Origin of the sequence: Spirillospora sp. NPDC046719 (assembly GCF_040645715.1) — a bacterium.
Classification (GTDB): Bacteria; Actinomycetota; Actinomycetes; order Streptosporangiales; family Streptosporangiaceae; genus Spirillospora.
In genome coordinates this window covers 13495-32774 of the sequence record NZ_JBEYYT010000062.1, presented here as the reverse complement: position 1 = coordinate 32774, position 19280 = coordinate 13495, and the positions used below count along the sequence as shown (strand labels likewise).

The following is a 19280-nucleotide window of genomic DNA, read 5'->3' as shown; positions in this document are numbered from 1 at the left end:
TTCTTTTCTGGTTCTTTTTCGTTTTTTTTGTGTTGTGTTTTACAGTTTTCGTCTGTGTTGGTTACCGGCCTCCCCCCCCCCACCACGACCGTGCAGGTGAGGGCCAGGGAAGCGGCATCAGGCGTTACCTGATATGCCGCAGAGCCGCAGACTCTTCATCGACCCCCTTGGCTTCCTGCGGGAGGGGAAGACGACGAGTACTTCTCCAGACGATCGCTGTGGTCAACAGGTCTGCGAAGGAGGCCCTTTGCATCAAGGCCCGCCCGGCCCTTCTGCGGTCATGCTGTGACAAGGGATCCACTCCACAGGACGAAGGGGTCATTGGGATGGCTTCAGCAATCGCCTGGGTTTGTTCCTTCGGCTGGGCTGGGCCGGTGTGGATTCGGGGAATCTCCGGGAGACCAGGGCCAGCGCGGTGACCGCGATCGCCATGGCGAGCGCGATGTACACGGCCACCGACAGCGAGCTCGTGATGTCGAACCCCATTTCTCGCATCTGCGCGTGCGTCGTGGCGTCGGTATGCGTGCTCATCCACACCAGATCCGCTTTGCGGATCATGAAAGTGGTGATCGACGCTACGGCGAGAGCCCCCGGGACGGCCGCCCAGACGGCGGAGATCCGCCGGGCGAGCTCGTCGTTGATCGCGATACAGAGCGCCGTCACGGCCATGACGGCGGTGAGGATGCCCCAGATCGTGCGCACTCCAGCGACCGGGTCGTCATGGACAGTGTTGCTCAACAGGAGGCCGGTCTGGACGATGCGGCCCCACGGCAGCGCCGTCAGGAGACCGAGGAGCAGGGCGGTGAGCGCCATCGATCGCGTGACCTTCCTGCGAGTGATCCGCAGCGGCTTCTGTTCGCGTGGACCGACCGGCCGCGTCGGGGCGTCGGCGGGAGGCATCTCGTGCGGCGGGCCGTGCTGGTCGCGTGATTGCGCGTCCGGACTCGCCGGCGAGGGCGAGGCCGCCTGAGCGCCCTCGTCCAGCAGGGTCCGCGCGGCCCCGGCCGACGCGTTCCCGCCGAGGAGCCCCAGCAGGACCTCGCGAGCCGTCGGCCGGTCGGCGGCGTCTTTGGCGAGGCAGGCGGAGACGAGGTCGCGCAGCGGGCCGGTCAGACCGCGCAGGTCCGGCTCCTCGTTCAGGATGCGGTGCATGACCGTGGGGATCGAGTCCCGGCCGAACGGCGCGGCCCCGCTCGCGGCATAGGCGACGGTGCATGCCCACGCGAAGATGTCGGCGGCGGGGCCGATGGCGCCGCCGGCGATCTGCTCGGGCGCCATGTAGGCCGGAGTGCCGATGATCGCGCTGGACAGCGTGCCGGTGGCGTCGAGGGCGCGGGCGATGCCGAAGTCGATGACGCGTGGTCCGTCGGCGCCCATGATGACGTTGTTCGGCTTGAAGTCGCGGTGCACGATCCCGGCTTCGTGGATCGCGGCGAGCGCGGTCACCGTGGCGATCGCGATCCGATCCAGCGTCGGCCCGTGGGACGGGCCCGCGGTGGCGATCGCCTCGGCGAGCGAGGGACCGTCGACGAACTCGCTCACGATGTAGGGCTGATCTCCCTCGAGGTCCGCGTCGAGCACCCGGGCGGTGCAGAACGGTGCGACCCGCTGGGCGTGGGAGAGTTCGGCGGCGAACCGGGAACGGGCCTTGGCGTCCCCGCCGAACCTGGCGTGCAGGAGCTTGACCGCGACGGACGAGCCGTCGGGGGCCTCGCCCCGGTACACCGAACCCTGGCCGCCTTCACCCAGCAGCCCGGTCAGCCGGTAGACGCCGATCTGCCCCTGGTCGTCCGTACGAAGCTCACGCATGGACTCTCCCATAGAAGATTCGTAGCAAAATGCACGGTACAGGAGAGTCTCGAGAATGGGGCCAGATAGGACTTGCCATAGGTGGCGAGCCACAGGAACGCAGGTAATGCTTGTACGGCATTGCGCTATCGCAGCGCGCGTTTGAGCAGCACGTCGAGCTCCTGTTCCCGTTGCCGCAGGTACTTCTTGGCCAAGGCAGGGGCATCGGCTAAGCCGGCCAGGGCGCGGATCCGCCATCGGCGCAGTGGCCGGTCGGCAGGGTCCGTGGCGACGACCAGGTGGCGACAGACCATGCGGATGGACGTTGAACTGAGCGATGGCCTAGGGCCTGTTTTGAAGTTATGAGCGTCGGCGTGTTGTGAGCCGGACGCAGCGAGGTCTCCGGTAGGTGATTCATCGACCAAGAAGAACCCAGAACCGAAGACCTCGTGGCCAGCGTGTGGTGACGAGGAGGTTCGACCTGACCGACGCGCAATGGGCCATCCTGGGGCCGCTGCCTGTCCCCAGGTTGCCGGGTCGACCCTCGAAATGGACCAGACGGCAGCTCATCGATGGGATCCGGTGGCGGGTGCGGACCGGTGCACCACCCGCGCGGATTCGGCCGGACCGATCACTTGGAAGGTGAACGTCGACTCCACGATCATGCGTGCCCACCAGCACGCCGTCGGCGCCCGGAGGACGGTGACTCCCAGCGTGAGCCGCCTGGCGGGGTCCAGCGCTGTACCGATCCCTGTGCAGAAGACCAGGTTGTTGTCCTCCCAGAGCTCGGCGCTGAGGCGCTGAGCGGCCTGCCGCGTGTGGTGCTTTCGCAAGGCCTCCGCGGCCTGCGTGGGCAGCTCGAGGATTCGGCGAGACTTCTTGGTCTTGGTGTCACCGTGCTTTCGCACCGTCCGCCTACGTAGAGAGCGGACCTGTCGTGGTCGAAGCCGGCCTCGCCTACATGGCTTGGGGGAGCGTGAGTGCCTTGCTCGGTCGCCCGGCCATCCCTTTGGGTGTCGTGACGAGTTCGGCCACGTTCCGTGTGACCCGGTCCCGTGCCTGCGCTTGGCGGATTGAGCGCTTGAGGATCGCATGGATGCCCTGCTGGGTGCGTGTGGAGAGCCTGTCCCTGAGGCCGTCGAGCCACTCGTCGACGTCATCGCCGCGCAGCTCCTTGAGCTTCGCCTTGCCGATGAGCGAGATGACGTGCCTGTCGGCGAGGACGCAGTTGGTCGTGACCGTGCCGGCGTCGCGGCCCTTGAGACCCTTGGACAGCCAGTCCTCGACCGCGTCGGCCACCGTGTAGTTCGCGGGAGTCTCGACCCCGGCCTCGAGCTCCTTTGCTGCCCTGATGAGCTTGTCGCGGACCTTGGTCTTGGTCCTCCCCGAGATCGGTGGGGGAGGGGCGAGACCGGCCGAGCAGCTGCGGACGCTGCCGAATCTGCGGTCGGCGGCGTGGCACGTCGCCTCGGCGATGGAGATTGTGATGAACGCGCCGCAGGCGACCGAAGACCGCCTCGTTTGGTTGGCGGAGGTGTGGAACGAGATCGAACGGGTGGTGCCACGCGAGAAGCTGACGGTGGCGGTCGAGGTGATCGCATCCTTCGTGCCCGAGACCGACGATGATGCGGCGGAGTCGTGGCGGCCGAGCTGGTCAAGCGGTACCGGACGGTGCAGCGGTTCATCGAGCTGCTGCTGGAGACGATCGAGTTCCGTGCGGTGGAGGCCGGGCGGCCGGTGCTGGCTGCCGCGGCCGCGATGGCCGAGTCGCGCCGACGCTAGGACCGCGCCGACGTCGCCGAGCATGAGGACCTGGTCACCGGGTCGTGGCGGCCGCTGGTGTTCGCTTGCGTCACCGCGGCGTCGTGCTCCTCGTCAAGACAGCGTGTCCGGTCTCGACACGGCCGGAGCGGCCACCCGCAGCGGGGTCGGGCCTGGGCGTGCACCACTGTGTCGTCGAACGCGCCATCCGCCCGCGCCCGCTTCCACCGCCGCGCCCGCCCGGCCCGCTTGGCCCGTCGGTAGAAAGATCACGATCTCGGATTGCCGTACTAGTTGGCCTTAAGGAAAGTCACGACTGCCAGGTGCCGGTGTCCCAGGCGGGTGTGTTGTTGGTGCGGTAGATGACGACGTTGCCGTCGTTTTGAGCGATGAGGCGGGCGCCGGGGTTGCCGTCGGTGGCGCTGTCCCATATGTACTGACCGCCGGGTGCGTAGATGACGAGGTTGCCGTCGCCTTGCATGATGCAGGCGCCGGGGCGGCTGCCGGCGGTGTTGCTGGCCCACATCGCGCCGGCGGGTCCGTAGAGGACGAGGTTGCCGTCGCCTTGGTAGGTCAGTTGGTAGCGCCCGTTGGTGCTGCGGATGCCCTGCCCGGGGAGGAGGACTTGTCCGGCGGTCATGGTGTCGGCGCCGGGTGTGGGGCCGACCGGCAGCCAGGTGCCGGTCTCCCAGGCGGGTGTGTTGTTGGTGCGAAAGATGACGACGTTGCCGTCGTCTTGGGCGATGAGGCGGGCGCCGGGGTTGCCGTCGGTCGCGCTGTCCCATACGTACAGGCCGCCGGGCCCGTAGATGACCAGGTTGCCGTCACCCTGCATCAGGCAGACGCCCACCGCCTTACCGGCGGTGTTGCTCGCCCACAGCGGCCCCCACGGCGCGTACAAGACCAGGTTGCCGTCGCCTTGGTAGAGGAACTGGTAGCGGCCGTTGGTCGAGGTGATCGCTGCCCCTGGGGTGAGTGCTTCGTCGCTGAGCATGTCATTGCCGGTCACGGGTTTGCCGGTCGGTACTGGTTCGACGTCGTAGGCGTAGCCGAGGGCGTGATGGTCGATGACGTTGGCGGGGGTGCGGTCCGACCATTCCATGAGCGGGTCGTTGAGCCCGGTGCCGTTGGCGCTGGCGACGAACGGCGCGTTGGGATGTGCCTGCTGCCATAACGCCCACAGGAGGTCGATCCACGCATGGTGCAGGTAGAAGACCGGGTCGTGGGGGGAATCAGGTGCGTTCATCCGACCGCCCACCCAGACGTGCGGCGGGTCGTGGATCACGTACTCCAGTTCGGGCCAGAAGGCGTCGTAGCTGCTGCGGCCACGGTTGCTGTTCACGGTGGAGGGGGAGGGCAGTGTCGCGCCGGCCCCCAGGGCCCGATTCAGCCCCCACAGGGCGTCGAATTGTCCCATGAAGTCCTGGCTCCATAAGGACCCCGTTGTGCTCCGTTCAACACTGGAGTCCCAATAGGGCAGATCGATCCCTGGTTCGTACCTGTGTAGTTCATTTTCGAACCGGCGCAACATCTCACGATGCCATGGGAGGAAGTGTGAGCTCTTGTGGATGCTCATGTTGAAGTGCTTGTTGTGGAGGTCGGCGAAACGGTCGATCACGCCGTCTTTTTTCAGTTTCTTCAAGGCGGACACGAACCGCTGTCGCTGATCGCCGGTGAGTGAGAGGAAGTTCCGTCGGACGCCCATTTCATGCCCCCTCTTCGCCGCGGCCGCGCACTTCTCTGGCTCGTTCGCGATAGTCGATCAGCTTCTCCGCCAACTCTTCTAGGTCCTCGCCCCAGGTATACGCGTTCTCGGCTAGGAAGAGGGTTCCGTCGAAGAGGGTGCCGTGCTCGACGGTCTCTCCATCGATCAGTAATTCAACAGGAGCTCGCGATGTGTCAGAAGAGGCTGGCTCGGCGGGGGCCTCCGGCGTGGTTCGGAATCCCTCGACCCGCGGCCGAATTTCGATAACGTGATCGCGGTATCGGCGACTACCCCGTTCCATCATGACTCCCACATTCTCGACGAGACTACGCTGCAAGGCTGATCAAATGGAGATTCGTCACCTACCGGACAGGTGTGTTCGGTTGTTTAACGTAGATGGTTATCGACTATTGCGAATATGTCGAGGGGTGGGCTGGAGGGCGTCCGGTTGTGGTCGTCGCCTTGGTAGAGGTTCGGTCGACGGTCACGATGCCCGGATGGGGTGAGGTACGAGGTGGTGGGCATCGGCGGCGGCCGGGGCGACCCTGGTGGGTTGGGTTGTGCTGCTGGTGGAGAGAGTTCCGCTTGGCGGCGGCAAGAGTGCCCCGCAGATCGTCGGCTGGCATCGGGCGGATCGCCGGGCTGGTTGTCGCTTTGGAGACCGCGGTGGCGTTAACGGCAGGATGGGCTGGGCGGGCGCCGCTGCACAGCGGCCCGCCCTGGGAGCGGCTCATGTGGGTGCTGCGATCCTCGCCCGAGCCAGCGGAACTGCTCGGCGCCCAGGACCGGCCCGCGCGGCGCCGCACCGTCGTTCACGTGGTTCCTCCGTCACCCAGTCGAAACGGCTTCTGCAACGGCACCGGCGGTCGAGCCGGGCTCGGGCTGGATGCGGAGCTTGCCTCGTTGGTGGGGGCGGGGATCACCGGGTCGCAGGCCCAGGGGTGGGGAGTTGTTCGGCGATCCGCAGGTCGCTGAGCGGGGCACTGCACCGGGACGTCGCAGTATCCGCGATCGTCCTGGGCGCCACTTGCTGAGGTCGGGGTCGACGGAGCGGACACGGACGACGTGGCCGCCAGAGACGTAGACGATGGCTTTGATGTGGCGGGCAATGGGCCACCACTTGCGGTCGGTGTTGAGCTGGGTCTGCTCGCCGCGCCGGTCTTGCCGAGTCGCCAGTTGCCGGCATCGAGCTTGCTGGTATTGCGGCAGACGATCAGGGTGCAGTCGCGGCCCTCGTGGTGGGCGGTGAGGTGCCGGTACAGAGTGGGGCGGGAGACGCGGAAGGCTTTGGTGATCCCGCGCGTCATCGCTGCCAGATCTCATCCTGCTGAACTGGCGAGAGCCCGTAGTTTCGCACACGACTCGCCATCACCACGAGATCAACTTATGGTGATGCACTGATTATCTGAGCCCAAGAGCGTTACCAAGACTCCCTGGTCACCATGCCCGCGCCCCCGATCCGTACTGCGGCGTCCGCCAAGCAGAGGCGCCGGTCACTCCAGGTCCCGCCATGCCCACCTGACTGGCCGCGGCGCCGGGGATCTCTCTGACGTCCCTGACCGCGAATGTTCAGGAACGGTGTGTGATGCGCTCGAGCCACCGTTGGAGGAGGGCGGTTTCGACCGGTTCGAGGGCCTCGGTACCGCCGAGTTGAAGTTGCGCGTGCAGGCGCAGGGCGGCGGTGTGCAGCGGGTCGGCGTCGTTCTGAGCGGTCGTGGTGGTCAGCACGTGCGAGAACACGGCGTCCCGCATGCGGTGGGAGAGCGTCGGGTCCTCGAACAGGGCGGGTCGGGCGATGTGGTCCAGGGCGGTCCCGATGTTCGCCGAGAGGATCAGCTGAGCGGCGGTTCGCGGCTCCAGCTTCAGCGCGCCCACCGCCGCGCACCGTGTGAGCGCGGCCACCAGCAGGTCCATCACGCGCTCTCGCGCCGTCGAGTGCGACCACGGGCGCGGCGTGAACATCAGCTGGTAGAGGGCCGGGTTCTCCTGGGCGAACGCCATGTGGCCGTCCCACCCGGCGTGCAGATCGGCGACCGGGTCGCCGGTCTGCTCCTGGGCGGCCTTGAGTGCGGTGTACCGCTCGTACCCGTGGTCGGCGACGGCGTCCAGCAGCCCGCGTTTGTCACCGAACAGCCGGTAGAGCACGGGCTGGCTCACCCCGACCGCCTCGCAGACCGCGCGGGTGGCGACCTCGTGGTCCGAGGACGACGCCAGCTGCCGCTCCGCGGCCTCGATCATCGCCGCGCGAAGCGGGTCCGTCTCTGCCATGCGATCGATGATACCGCCAGCCGCTAACAATGCTACGACCGTGTGCTACGGTGAGATCGTAACGTCGATATGAATGTTTCGTATCGACGATAAGGGCAGGGGGTTTCTCCATGAGTGATCAGCGTGTGGCCGTCGTCAGTGGCGGCTCTCGCGGGATAGGCAAGGCGATCGCGGCGGCGCTGGCGGCACGCGGCTTCGCGGTCGCGGTGGGTTTTCAGGGGGCGGCCTCCGCCGCGGCGCGGGTGGTGGAGGAGATCACGGCGTCCGGTGGCCGGGCGATCCCGGTCCAGGCCGACGTCGCCGACGAGGGCGCCGTCGCGGAGATGTTCGACGCCGCCGAGAAGTCCTTCGGCGGGGTCGATGTGGTCGTCAACTCGGCGGGACGGCTGGCGCTGTCCCCGATCGCCGACCTCGATCTGGACGAGCTGGACGCCCTGCACCGCACCAACATCCGCGGCGCGTTCGTGATGGCCCGGGAGGCCGCCCGCCGCGTCCGCGACGGGGGCGCGATCGTGAACCTGTCCACCTCCGTGGTCGGCCTGCAGTTCCCGAGCTACGGGGCGTACGCCGCGAGCAAGGGTGCCGTCGAGGCGATGACGCTGGTGCTCGCCCGCGAGCTTCGCGGACGCGACATCACCGTCAACGCCGTCGCGCCCGGCCCGACCGCCACCGAACTGTTCCTAGACGGCAAGGACGAGGCGACGATCGAGCATCTCGCCAAGCAGCCGCCGCTGGAGCGGCTCGGCACCCCCGAGGACATCGCCGAGGTCGTGTCCTTCCTGGCCAGCCCTGCCGGGCACTGGATCAACGGGCAGGTCGTGCGCGCGAACGGTGGCATCATCTGATGGCCGCCGCGCGACAGGTCATCGTCGTCACCGGGGCCTCCAGCGGGTTCGGCCGGCTGACGGCCGTGGCCCTGGCACGGGACGGGCACGCCGTCGCCGCCGGCATGCGGCGGACCGCGGACCGCAACGCACCCGCCGTCGCCGCCCTGCACCGGCTCGCCGCCGAGGAGGACCTCGCGCTGTCAGCGGTCGAGCTGGACGTGCAGTCGCAGGAGTCCGCCGACCTGGCCGTCGGCACCGTCATGGACCGGTACGGCCGCCTCGACGCCGTCGTCCACAACGCGGGCCACATGGTCCTGGGTCCGGCCGAGGCGTTCACGGCCGAGGACCTCGCCGCCGTCTACGACGTCAACGTCCTCGGCTCCCAGCGGGTCAACCGCGCCGCACTGCCGCACCTGCGCGGGCAGGGCTCCGGGTTGCTGGTGTGGGTGGGAAGCTCCTCCACCCGAGGCGGCCACCCGCCGTTCCTCGCCCCGTACTTCGCGGCCAAGGCTGCCATGGACGCCCTCGCGGAGAGCTACGCCGCCGAGCTCATCCGGTTCGGCATCGAGACCTCCATCGTCGTCCCCGGTGCCTTCACCTCGGGCACCAACCACTTCGCCAACGCGGGCGGCCCATCGGACACGGCCCGCGACAAGGCCTACGAGGAGCCTTACGGCGAGCTCCGCGCCGGCCTGACCGACCGGCTGAACCGCCTGATCCCACTGGACGCCAAGGCGGAGTCCGTCGCCGACGAGATCGTCCGCATCGTCGGTCTCCCAGCGGGCCGGCGGCCGTTCCGCAGCCACGTCGATCCCAGCAAGGACGGCAGCGAGGTGGTCTCCATCGTCGCCGACCGGATCCGCGCCGAGTTCTACCAACGCGTAGGCATCGAGGACCTGCTGTCCTCGACCGCCTCCCTCTGAATCACCCAACGAAAGGAATCGTCATGCCGTTCGCCAACCTCAAGGTCCCCGCCGACACCCTGACCCCCGAGTCCAAGAAGAAGCTCATCGACGCCGTCACCGACGCCTACGCCGACGTGTACGGCGAGCGTGCCAGGGCGACCACCCTGGTCCTCGTCGACGAGGTCCCCGACGGCGGCTGGGGGCTCGGCGGCAACATCCTCACCGCTGAGATGCTCGGCCGCAGTTGACCCACCCCGGGGCCGGGCAGCCGCCCGGCCCCGGCCTACTTGCCAGCGACAATGAAGGGCGCCCCGCGCGCCGCGCGCGGCCGGTGAGCGGGCACCGGGTCGAGTTCGACTCCACGGCCGAGGCCCAGGCTCTCGGCCTTCCGCAGGAGGTGTTCCGCCCTCGTACGCCCCGTACAGGGCGGCCAGCGCTTCCTGTAGATCGCGGCGCGTGTGGATCGGGTGGAACGCGTGTCATCCCAGCGCCTCACGCCCGCCGGTGGACCCGATCCCACCCCGGTCACCGACTGCCGGGGGTCCGGCAAGGCGGCGAGCGCGGCGGTCAGGCGCGCGAGTCCAGCGCCTTCTCTCTCGCGCGCTGTCTGGGGCTCGGTGGAGCTCGGGGACGAGGCCGCTCGTCCCCGAGCCCCGGCGCCGGAGGGGGGCGGCGCCGGTATATGTGAGCGCCCTCCCGGGATCCGACCGCACGCCAGCGGACCCCGGGAGGACCGGTTCCCGGTCGCGGCCCGGCCGCCCCGCCGGCGACCGGGGAAACGCTCGGTGCGGGGGCGGGCCGCGCGGGTGGCGATGCCCGGACCGGGCAGGGCCAAACAAGCGCCTGGTGGCAGCGCTGCCGGCCCCTCGAACGCACTCCGGGAGAGCCCGGCCGAGTAGGCGATAACGCCCATTGCCATGCGGTCCCGGGCCTGCGGCACCGTCTGCTCACACACAGCCCGCCTCGGCATGACCAGGCTGAACCGTCGCGGCGGCCGCGCCGAGCGCGCCGTGACGAACCATCACACCGTGCAGGCCCGAACCCTCCCCTCGAGCGGAGAAGTCTGGGCCTGCACGCTTTGCGGGGTAAGGGTGCAAGAGGGGCGATCGTCCCAGGCCGGGAGGGTTCCCCAAGGCAGGGAAGTAGCCCGACCACCGGGCTCTGGTGCTGGCTGATGCAGAGCCCCCGGCGCCCTCCCCGGCCGTCGGGAGCCCGTGCGTCGGACCGGGGAGCGGGTGCGGCCTACGTGCCCGGGAAGGATCGTCGCGAGCCGGCGGCCTGCCTCGTCTTTAGTTGTGCAGCGGTGATTCGCCGATGGGGGTGTTCTGTGCCGCTGCGAGCCACCATCGCCCGGCGCGTTCGACCAGGACGTACAGTGCCATCTCGGAGAATCCGCCGGCGTCGGCTGCCTGCCGGCGGATGTGTGTCACCACCACGCCGGGTGCGGGGGCGAGTGCGGTGATCACCTCGAACCGTGACGCTGGTGCGGCGTTCGCCGCCATGAGCCGTCGGTGGATGGCGTTCAGTTCGGTGTAGCCGGCCACCGTGGCTCCGTAGGGGCTGCCCCACAGCACGTCTGCCGCGAAGGCGGAGTCGTAGAGGTCGGCGTCGCCGGTCTCGCCGGCCCGCTGCAATATCGCGGCGAAGTCGGCTGCCACCGTCTGCGCGCTCACGGCCTGTTGGTGGTCGCTCAGGGCGGGTCGCGTCTTCATTGTTCCTCTATCCGTTTCCGTCTGGGTTCGGTGCGGGATCGATGGGGTGCCGGAGTTCGGCACGGAAGGGCGCCGTCGGTGTGGACGGCGTGCGCTCGCCGGGGGCGGCGGCGGTCATGTCGGGGTTCTCCGGGGATGCTGCGGGTGGCTCGGTCCGGTCCGGTTACCCGGGCGGGGCTTGTGGGGTGAGGATCACCAGGGGCAGTTCGCGTGGTGATTCCTCTTGGTACTTGGCGTATTGGGGGAACAGTTCGGTCATGATCTGCCACAGCCGGGGCTTCTCCTCGGCGGTGGTGGTGCGGGCGGTCGCGGTGAAGCGGTCCGGGCCGACCTGCAGCGACACCGTCGGGGTTTCAGTCAGGTTGAGGTACCAGGCCGGGTGGCGTTCCGCGCCGCCGTTGGAGGCGACCAGCAGGTAGCGGTCCTGGTCGCGGCCATAGATCAGCGCGGTGCGGCGGAGTTTGCCGGACCTGCGGCCGCGGGTGGTGAGCAGCAGCGTTGGCCAGCCCTGGTAGAGGTGGCCCTGGACGCCGCCGGTTTCGAGGTAGGCGCGGATGTGATCGGCGACCCAGGGTGTGGGGCTGTCAGAGATCTCGTTCTCCTGCGCTGTCATCGCCCGCTCCCACTGTCGGCGGCCCGGGTTGTGGCTGTCCGCCAGAAGACGGGGATCAGAACGGCTGCGACCGCGAAGTGGGTGAGTGCGAGCACCGCATTGCTGGTGCCGGGGGCCTGCACGCCGGTGATGGGCAGGAACGACACCGCGAGCAGGATCAGAGCAGCGGCCGCCCAGATCGCCGGCGCGGGCGCGACCGCACTCGCCGCGGCGAGTGCCCGTGCAGGTCCTGGACTCCTGGGGCCGGCGCGTCGACCCGTGCTCGCCTGTGTCATCGCGACATCTCCTTCAGGTTCCTCATAGTTCAGTTCCTTAAGTTTCGTGTTCGTGGAGCGTAGCACTTACTTCAGGAGCTAAACAGTCCAGTTGCTTAAGCGGCGGCTATGCTGGTCGCATGCGCCCCAATGCCGACGCCGACGCCGAAACCGGTGCCGGCACCGACGCCGATGCGGTCGTGGCTGAGCTGAGCGGACTGGTCTTCGAGGTCACCGGGCGGCTGCGCGCCCAGTTCAACGCCGCCGCAGCGGAGCTCGGCCTCCCCCCGGCCCAGGCGCTCGTCCTGACCAACCTGTCCGGCCCCGCCCCGATGCGCCAGCTGGCCGACTGGCTGTCATGCGAGCCGTCCAACGTCACCGGCATCGTCGACGGCCTGGAGCGCCGCGGCATGGTGACCCGCCGGCCCGCTCCGGGCGACCGCCGGGTCAAGCACGTGGTGCTCACCGAAGCCGGCAAGCGCAAACGCCGGGAGTTGCGCTCCAGCGCCCACGCGCTGGCCCGGACCTTCTTCGAACTCCCCGGCTCCGACCAGCGGCACCTCCGTGACCTGCTGGCACGCGTCCTGGCCGGTCCATCGGCAAGCACGGATGCCGAAGCCGGCTGAGACGCCGAAGCGCCACGCCCCGTCGGCGGGCTCTCGTCGATCGGCGCTGACCATCCCCAACCAGGCCGGTGGAAGACGGCGGGTACGCCCGGCTGCGCGGCCGGCAGGGCGCGCCCGACACGATTCTCAACAGACACGGCGCCGCCTTGGTTCGCATTGGAACCAAGATCGCTGCGTGTTGAGACGGTCGATGGGCCGCGGCGGGTGATTCGTGGAGGCGCCTTACTCCGCGCCGCTGCCCCGGCGCGGACCTCAGCCCCTCGGCGGTCGGGGACGGGTATTAGCCGTCCTCGTCTGGCGCCAGCACGCTCTGGGCGGCAGTGGTGAACGCCCCGTAGGCCACGTGGTGCTGCTCCTCAAGGCTCGCCAGCTCAGCGCGCAGCTCTTCGAGCCCGCCAGCGGGGCCGAGCACCAGCTCCACCCGCTGCTGCTGTCTCTTGCTCAGCGCCTCCGCCCGTCGCGAGACCACCTGCGGGCCGAGGGGCAGCACATGTGCCACGGCCCGCCGCAGCTCCGCGAGTGTCCGCTGTGCCTCCTGCGCGGCATCGCGGACAGGGCCGGGCCCTGCGGCCAGGGGCGCGCCGCCTGCCGCTTCCTGGCGCAGCTCCCACACCTGCGCGAAGGCCGCGTGCGCGTCATCGCAGCGGTCCAGCACCCGCGCGTACGCCGCACGCCGTTCCTCCCACCGCCTCGCCCGGCCCTGCGCCCCGGCTTCCTCGCGCACTTGCAGCACCACCGCCTTCCGCTGCACCCAGGCGCCGCCCAGAGTCCCGCCCAGCGTGCCCAGCACCGCCAGCGATGAAGCCCACAGCGCCGCTATGCCCTGATCCACAACCTGAGCCCTTCCGTCGGTTGCCTTCGGCGTCGCGCGGCTGACGGTACAGCCGATCTGCCACGAGGGCGGGTTGGGACTGACGTCCACGAGACGATCTACATACTGCGGAACGAAGTGGTGAGGATGGTCAACGCGTTAAGGCTTCTGGACGCCGCCACGAGGTGAGACAAGCGCGCCTCCGCCTTCCACGGCACCGTCACCGTCACCGTCGCCTCGAACCGACTCCGTCCCTGTTGCTCAACTCTGGCATTTCTGAACTGAGGTCGCCCGGCGGCTGGGGCAGGGACTGTCTGAAGAAAGTTTGTGGGTGAGGCGGTGATCGGTTTTCACTTCGGGGGTGATGCGGTCACCGTAGTGCAGCGATAGTGCGGTTAATGCTGCCTTCTACCCGGGCGTTTTGCCGGTCACGTCGGGCCTGCCTTTCAGCGGATGACGAGGTAGAACACCTTGAGGGCGACCTGCTCGGTGGGGAAGTGCCCGCGCCGGGCCGGTGGCCTGGCTTCCGGCAGGCCCCTGAGGATGTCGCAGCAGGCGATGCACACGTCCTGCACGCTGCGATTGCGGAGTTCGGCCAGCACGGTCATCCAGTGCTTGGTGCCCTCACCGCCGACCCCTGCCCACAGTCCGAGCACGTCGCGTTCGCCGGGACGGGTAGCTCGTCGAGTGGCCGTGCGGGGTGGACGATGTAGCGGGTACGGCGGCCGGTACGAGTGCGGGTGAGGTAACCGTCGGTCTCCGGTGCGCTCGGGTTGCGCTGACCGGTGCGTTCAGTGATTCGGATGCGTTCGGCGGTGTCGCGGATTCGCCTGTCGGGGGCGTCGGCGACGGCAGCCAGGACGCGGGCGTGGTTGGTCAGGAATGTTCAGGGTTTGGCGCTGGCATTCATGGGGGCGGTTTCACGATCGGCGGTCGCAGGTTTCACGGTTCGGGATTACTGGATTTTACTTCTGGTGACGCTGCTGGCAGTGACCTGCCGACCGTGCCTAATTAAGGCCCCGGCGTGAGAGCGGTCCGGTGAGGTGGAGTCGCTCTGTTGATGGTCGGCCGGGTGTATCAGGACGCGCCGTCGACACTGCGGCAGGCGAGGCGAGCAGGCGGTACCTGCGGCCCTTGATAGGTCCGTCTCGAGTGCTGGGGTGACGTTCGTAGGGGGTTGTGGCGCTGGTGTAGGTGAAGGCCATGAAACCCCGTCGTGGCCTTGCTTCAGGCGGCCCAGCGGACTGCGGTGGCCTGTGGCACCGCCCCACCCCCGTCGCCCCCGAACGGGGGTGGGGCCCCACAGCTTCGATTCATCCACTCGGTCACGGTGGCCCGCACCCGCGCTGGGCGATCATCCAGCCCGTGACGGGTAGCGGGCAGAGGGAAACGGTCTTGGTGTGACAGAGCGGTCGTTCCGGGCGCTCTATCAAGTGGAGGTGCGCAGACGGGAAGGCGTGGTGGGCCCGCTTGGGTAGGCCGTCGCATGGGGCGCTGAGGTCTGGAGTGATGGGACGACACGGACGCGCGGCAGAGGGCTCGGTGCTGCTGGCCGGCCGGTATCAGTTGATCGAGCCGGTCGGGCGGGGCGGCATGGCCGAGGTGTGGTGCGCCAAGGATGTGTCGCTGGACCGCCTGGTCGCGGTGAAGTTGCTGGATCGCATTCCATTCACCGGCTCGCACCAGGGCACGCCCCGCGACGATGTGGCAGGCACGACCGGTGAACGGATCTTGCGGGAGGCCCGTTACGCCGCCCGGCTGGTGCATCCCAACGTGGTGCAGATCTATGACGTGGCCGCCGACGGCGAACGCGTTTTCCTGATCATGGAGCTGGTCTCCGGCCGTAACCTGTCCGCGGTCTTGGACGGGCAAGGTCCGTTGGCGCCCTCGCAGGTCGCAGACCTGGGTGCGCAGGCAGCCCGAGCGTTGGCCGCCGCCCACACGGCCGGTGTCGTGCACGGCGACGTCAAGCCGGCCAACCTGCTGCTGACCGATGACGGCGTTCTCAAGCTCACCGATTTCGGCATTGCCCGTCGTCTGGGCCTCGCCACCTCCGGCCAACCCGCTCGGGTAGTGCTGGGCACCGCCGGTTACCTGGCTCCTGAACTCGCTCTGGGGCACCCGCCAAGCCGAGCCAGCGACCTTTATGCACTGGGATGCGTGCTGTATGAACTGTCCACCGGAGAGCGACCTTTCGAGGCCGACACCTCCACCGCGCTATTCCACCGACACCTGCGCGAATCCCCGACCCCACCCAGTCGGCTGCAACCCCGAATATCAACCGAGTTGGAGGAGGCGATACTGCGCCTGCTGGCCAAGCAGCCCGACACCCGGCCCATTGATGCCACACGTGTGGCCGATGCGCTTGAGATCATCGCCCGGTCCCGTTCGACGAGCGTGACGGTGAACGAGCGGACCGACACCACTCAGGAACCGGCCGCCCAAGCTCCCACCCGTGCCCGGCGCGCCCGCCACCGCGCCAAGACACCTACTCGTCCGTCCCTGGCCCCACTTCACCGATGGCTCGGTGGGGGCACCGGCCGCCCCTCGTCGTCTTGATCAGCACTAGCGCTGAGCGTCTCCGGAACGGCAGTGCCGGGCGCGCGGATCGATGGGACCCGGTGGTGCAGGACCTGCCCGATCCGCACTTGGGACCATGACGTCTCAGCTTTGGCTCACCAGTCTGGTCCAGCCCTGTTCTTGGGGCTGGTTCTGGAGAGTGGGGCAGGCCGTCCCCTCGTGGTGCGCGTGTGGTCTTCACCGTAGCGGGAGGTGAGGTCGCGTGCCTTCGCGGCCCAGGCGTGGCGATGCTCGGCGGTGGTCAGACGCTGCTCGGCTGGGAGGAGCCACCGGCGGGTTCGATGGTGACGCCGAGATGCTGCGCTTCGCCGAGGCCTGTTGTGACGACGGGGCGCGTCTTCTCCATTAGGTCGGGGTTTCCCGGTGGAGCGCGGAGCGGCCGGGCTGAGCCACCACATCTGGTACTTCGTCGTCGACGGCAGTTGCTGCGGCCCGTTCGTATGGCCTCCAGAGGCGATCAGCGGCGGCCGCCGGCGTCGCTGATGATGGGGAGCGGCCGGTCGAGGGTCCGCAGGGGTGGCTGCGGGAAACGCGCCACGGTGGTTGTCCGGGGGACGCGCAGCGCAGGTCGATGCACTGGATGAGCCGCAGCGACGTCTCGTTCCCGTGCCGAGCACTTCGCCGACCGCGTCCGCGAAGGCGGCACCCAGGCCGTCCACCGGGCGGACGCCGACGCGCCGTCCGACCGCGACCTGGCGGCCTGGACGCCCGATCGGATCATCAGTCTGGTGCGCGCCGCCGCTCACCCCGACGCCCAGGCCGTCCTGCTCCCCGAGACGGCGTTGCACACCGGTCCGCTTACCTCGTGCCTGGCCGCGGCCGGAAGAGTCCCCGTCCTGACCGCGACCGGCGTCACGGTCTGGGCCGCCTGCCGCCTCCTCGGACGCATCCCATCGGCGGACGACGGCGGCCCACGGTTTGCCTGACGTCGAGCTGCACGATCCTATGGCTACTTCGCCTGGGGTTACCCAGACGCGGTACAGGAAGGTGCGCTGGCCTTTTTCAACAGACGACTGCCCGTTCGGCATCGACATACAGATCGTCCAACGTCCACCATGCGTTCGAGCTTTCACCCCGTACCACGCCGTTGGGTGGTCGAACGCACCCTCGGCGGGCTCATGCTCCACCGCCGCCTTGCCCGTGACTACGACATCCCCAGCCAGTTCCACCCCGGTGATCCACCTCGCAATGATCGACCTCATGAGCGCCTCACCGGCGAATCCCCCCACCTGAGGCACCTGACACGAAACCAAACAGAGCCCACGGGATGAATCGCCCAGTGAGGCGCTGGCGCAGCGCCGGCGAGATACAACGAGGCGGACCAAACTTCCCGCTCGGCCAAGGTGTCGATCGTGCCTGCCAGAAGCCGACCGAGAGCGGGTGATCGGCGGTTCAGACCGTTAACGGTTGTGGATCGCACTTCCCCGTCATGGGCCGCCATAACTGGGTGCGTGCGGGTAAGGGGGAGCAATTGTCAATTCCTGTGGATGGCTAAACCATGGTGGTGGCGGGTTGGTGCTCTGGACATGTGCCAACCGGTCGGCGATCCGGTGTTCGGCTAGCGGCTGTCAGGTGGCTACCAGGACTTCCAGGCCGAGCGCCTTGAGCTGTTCGACGACCGCGTCGTGGGGGTCGGTGTCGGTGATCAGTCCGCTGACCGTCTCCCAGGGCAGGACGCGGAACCGTGAAGCCGTGCCGATTTTCTCGGAGGAGGCGAGGATGTAGGTGTCCGCGGCCCGTGCGGCCAGGGCGCGCTTCATCGCCGCCTCCTCGGCGTCTGCGGTGGTTAGTCCCGCTTCGGGGTGCACGCCGGTGACGCCGAGCAGGCAAAGGTCGGCGGAGACGTTCTGCGCTGCCTCGACCGCGGCTGCGCCGCAGGCGACCGCCGAGTGCTTGAAGATGCGGCCGCCGAGCAGGTAGAGCTCCGCCTGCGGATGGTCGAGCAGGGCCGCGGCGATCGTGGGGCTGTGGGTGATCACGGTGCAGGCAAGATCCTGCGGGAGCGCGTGGGCGACGGCGAGGGCGGTGGTGCCGCCGTCGAGGATCAGTGCGCCGCCCGGCCGCACCAGCCCGGCGGCCGCCGAAGCGACCTTCCGCTTGCCGTCCGGGGCCACGGTCTGCCGGGCGGCATAGTCCACGACCGCGGGCGAGACAGGCAGTGCGCCGCCGTAGACCCGCTGGCACAATCCCTCGGTCGCGAGGTCGCGCAGGTCGCGCCGCACGCTGTCCTCGGAGATCCCCAGTTCGGCGGCGACGTCCTTGGCGACGATCTTGCCCTCGCGAGCGAGCAGACCCAGCAGGTGGTCGCGCCGTTCAGCAGCCAGCATCCGCATTCTCTCCTGTTCTTGCACGTTTCTGCATGTATGGTAGCGCCCGTGACCGACAAGCCCATGCTCATCCTGATCGCCGGCCCCTACCGCTCCGGTGCCGACGGCGACCCGCAGGCCATGGCCGCCAACCTCGCCCGCCTCGAAGCCGCCGCCTGGCCCATCTTCGCCGCCGGCCACCTCCCCGTGATCGGGGAATGGATCGCCCTGCCCGTCCTGCGCTCCGCCGGCGCGGGCCCCACCGACCCCCTCGCCGACCAGGTGCTCTACCCGACCGCCGACCGCCTGCTCGCCCGCTGTGACGCCGTGCTGCGCCTGCCCGGCGACTCCGAGGGAGCCGACCAGGACGTCGCCACCGCCCGCCGCCACGGCCTGCCCGTCTACCACGACGCGGCCGAGATCCCCGCCGCCCCCGCAGGAGATCGCGTGACAAGCCGCCCCGGCATCAACGCCCCTGACCACCGCGGCCGCACCGGCCTCGACCAGGCCGGACGCGGCCTGGACCGCAACCCCGACGTCGTGATCCGCGACGTCGAGCTCACCTCCCAGGGCTGGCACGTCCTGCGACACACCACCTTCGACTACCGCCGCCGCGACGGACGCTGGGAAACCCAGCAGCGCGAGACCTACGACCGCGGCGACGGCGCCGTCGTCCTGCCCTACGACACCAGACGCGGTTGCGTCCTCCTCACCCGCCAGTTCCGCTACCCGGCCTACGTCAACGACCACCCCGACGGCATGCTCATCGAAGCCGCCGCAGGGCTGCTCGACGCGGACGACCCGCCCGCCGCCATCCGACGCGAGAGCGTCGAAGAACTCGGCGTCACCCTCGGCCCGCTCACCCACATCCTCGACGCCTACATGAGCCCCGGATCCGTCACCGAGCGCCTCCACTTTTTCGCCGCCCCCTACACCCCGGCCGACCGGACCGGTACCGGCGGCGGACTGGAGGAGGACGGCGAGGACATCGAGGTCCTCGAACTGCCCTTCCCCGATGCCCTCTCCATGACCCGCGACGGACGCATCACCGACGGCAAGACCATCCTGCTCCTGCAATGGGCAGCCCTGGACGGACCCTTCGCCCCAGCGAGCGGCCGCTGACA

Annotated in this window: 18 protein-coding genes and 2 pseudogenes; 8 read left to right on the top strand and 12 right to left on the bottom strand. The window is 68.9% G+C overall.

The window, feature by feature from the left end:
• Window positions 1–318: 318 nt before the first annotated feature.
• Window positions 319–1902 carry a serine/threonine-protein kinase gene (locus ABZ914_RS13990; protein ID WP_500193324.1) on the bottom strand — a complete coding sequence of 528 codons (1584 nt, stop codon included), beginning with the start codon at window positions 1900–1902 and terminating at the stop codon, window positions 319–321.
• Between the two features lie 295 nt (window positions 1903–2197).
• On the opposite strand from ABZ914_RS13990, the gene ABZ914_RS13985 reads away from it, so the two are divergent.
• Window positions 2198–2434, top strand: a complete 237-nt coding sequence (locus ABZ914_RS13985; protein ID WP_500193323.1) for a transposase — start codon at window positions 2198–2200, stop codon at window positions 2432–2434.
• Here the strand turns inward: ABZ914_RS13985 and ABZ914_RS13980 are convergent.
• The 5 genes from ABZ914_RS13980 to ABZ914_RS13960 form a co-directional block, all read right to left on the bottom strand.
• Entirely contained in the window at window positions 2355–2696 is a 342-nt protein-coding gene (locus ABZ914_RS13980; protein ID WP_500193325.1) for a hypothetical protein, read from the bottom strand. The genes ABZ914_RS13985 and ABZ914_RS13980 overlap by 80 nt on opposite strands.
• A gap of 49 nt (window positions 2697–2745) precedes the next feature.
• On the bottom strand, window positions 2746–3594 hold the full coding sequence (locus ABZ914_RS13975; protein WP_500193322.1) for a site-specific integrase: 849 nt from the start codon (window positions 3592–3594) through the stop codon (window positions 2746–2748).
• Between the two features lie 265 nt (window positions 3595–3859).
• Entirely contained in the window at window positions 3860–5254 is a 1395-nt protein-coding gene (locus ABZ914_RS13970) for a tyrosinase family protein (RefSeq protein WP_500193321.1), read from the bottom strand.
• A gap of 1 nt (window position 5255) precedes the next feature.
• On the bottom strand, window positions 5256–5558 hold the full coding sequence (locus tag ABZ914_RS13965; RefSeq protein WP_500193320.1) for a hypothetical protein: 303 nt from the start codon (window positions 5556–5558) through the stop codon (window positions 5256–5258).
• A gap of 1265 nt (window positions 5559–6823) precedes the next feature.
• Window positions 6824–7522 (bottom strand): TetR/AcrR family transcriptional regulator, encoded by a 699-nt coding sequence (locus ABZ914_RS13960; protein ID WP_500193319.1) that lies wholly within the window; start codon window positions 7520–7522, stop codon window positions 6824–6826.
• Window positions 7523–7632: 110 nt separating this feature from the next.
• Between ABZ914_RS13960 and ABZ914_RS13955 the strand changes: the two genes are divergently transcribed.
• The 3 genes from ABZ914_RS13955 to ABZ914_RS13945 are packed head-to-tail and all read left to right on the top strand — an operon-like array spanning window position 7633 to window position 9502.
• The gene (locus ABZ914_RS13955) at window positions 7633–8367 is read left to right on the top strand and encodes an SDR family oxidoreductase (RefSeq protein WP_190853398.1); all 735 of its coding nucleotides are present in this window, start codon (window positions 7633–7635) and stop codon (window positions 8365–8367) included.
• The gene (locus ABZ914_RS13950) at window positions 8367–9272 is read left to right on the top strand and encodes an SDR family NAD(P)-dependent oxidoreductase (protein WP_500193318.1); all 906 of its coding nucleotides are present in this window, start codon (window positions 8367–8369) and stop codon (window positions 9270–9272) included. Before ABZ914_RS13955 ends, ABZ914_RS13950 begins: the two co-directional genes overlap by 1 nt.
• Before the next feature lie 23 nt (window positions 9273–9295).
• On the top strand, window positions 9296–9502 hold the full coding sequence (locus ABZ914_RS13945) for a 4-oxalocrotonate tautomerase family protein (protein WP_131760693.1): 207 nt from the start codon (window positions 9296–9298) through the stop codon (window positions 9500–9502).
• Between the two features lie 1041 nt (window positions 9503–10543).
• Here ABZ914_RS13945 and ABZ914_RS13940 read toward each other — a convergent pair.
• The 3 genes from ABZ914_RS13940 to ABZ914_RS13930 form a co-directional block, all read right to left on the bottom strand.
• Complete coding sequence (locus tag ABZ914_RS13940) at window positions 10544–10927, bottom strand: hypothetical protein (protein ID WP_500193317.1); 384 nt, start codon at window positions 10925–10927, stop codon at window positions 10544–10546.
• 202 nt (window positions 10928–11129) lie between these two features.
• Window positions 11130–11579, bottom strand: coding sequence for a nitroreductase family deazaflavin-dependent oxidoreductase (locus ABZ914_RS13935; protein ID WP_500193316.1), 450 nt, complete (start codon window positions 11577–11579; stop codon window positions 11130–11132).
• Window positions 11576–11854, bottom strand: a complete 279-nt coding sequence (locus ABZ914_RS13930; protein WP_500193315.1) for a DUF6069 family protein — start codon at window positions 11852–11854, stop codon at window positions 11576–11578. The genes ABZ914_RS13935 and ABZ914_RS13930 overlap by 4 nt, the downstream gene beginning before the upstream one ends.
• A 119-nt stretch (window positions 11855–11973) precedes the next feature.
• Between ABZ914_RS13930 and ABZ914_RS13925 the strand changes: the two genes are divergently transcribed.
• Window positions 11974–12459, top strand: coding sequence for a MarR family winged helix-turn-helix transcriptional regulator (locus tag ABZ914_RS13925; protein WP_500193314.1), 486 nt, complete (start codon window positions 11974–11976; stop codon window positions 12457–12459).
• A gap of 280 nt (window positions 12460–12739) precedes the next feature.
• Here ABZ914_RS13925 and ABZ914_RS13920 read toward each other — a convergent pair whose 3' ends face one another.
• Together ABZ914_RS13920 and ABZ914_RS13915 are read right to left on the bottom strand one after the other, a co-directional pair.
• Window positions 12740–13381 carry a hypothetical protein gene (locus ABZ914_RS13920; protein WP_500193313.1) on the bottom strand — a complete coding sequence of 214 codons (642 nt, stop codon included), beginning with the start codon at window positions 13379–13381 and terminating at the stop codon, window positions 12740–12742.
• 297 nt (window positions 13382–13678) lie between these two features.
• A pseudogene (locus ABZ914_RS13915) lies at window positions 13679–13938 on the bottom strand (transposase); the annotation flags it as partial.
• 874 nt (window positions 13939–14812) lie between these two features.
• On the opposite strand from ABZ914_RS13915, the gene ABZ914_RS13910 reads away from it, so the two are divergent.
• Both ABZ914_RS13910 and ABZ914_RS13905 read left to right on the top strand, forming a co-directional pair.
• Window positions 14813–15829 (top strand): serine/threonine-protein kinase, encoded by a 1017-nt coding sequence (locus tag ABZ914_RS13910; protein WP_500193312.1) that lies wholly within the window; start codon window positions 14813–14815, stop codon window positions 15827–15829.
• A 1044-nt stretch (window positions 15830–16873) separates the two neighbouring features.
• Window positions 16874–17083 (top strand): annotated as a pseudogene (locus tag ABZ914_RS13905) (hypothetical protein); the annotation flags it as partial.
• Window positions 17084–17418: 335 nt separating this feature from the next.
• Here ABZ914_RS13905 and ABZ914_RS13900 read toward each other — a convergent pair.
• Window positions 17419–18183, bottom strand: a complete 765-nt coding sequence (locus ABZ914_RS13900; protein ID WP_500193311.1) for a DeoR/GlpR family DNA-binding transcription regulator — start codon at window positions 18181–18183, stop codon at window positions 17419–17421.
• 42 nt (window positions 18184–18225) lie between these two features.
• Here ABZ914_RS13900 and ABZ914_RS13895 point away from each other — a divergent pair, with 42 nt between their 5' ends.
• Window positions 18226–19278 carry an NUDIX domain-containing protein gene (locus tag ABZ914_RS13895; RefSeq protein ID WP_500193310.1) on the top strand — a complete coding sequence of 351 codons (1053 nt, stop codon included), beginning with the start codon at window positions 18226–18228 and terminating at the stop codon, window positions 19276–19278.
• Window positions 19279–19280: the final 2 nt, after the last annotated feature.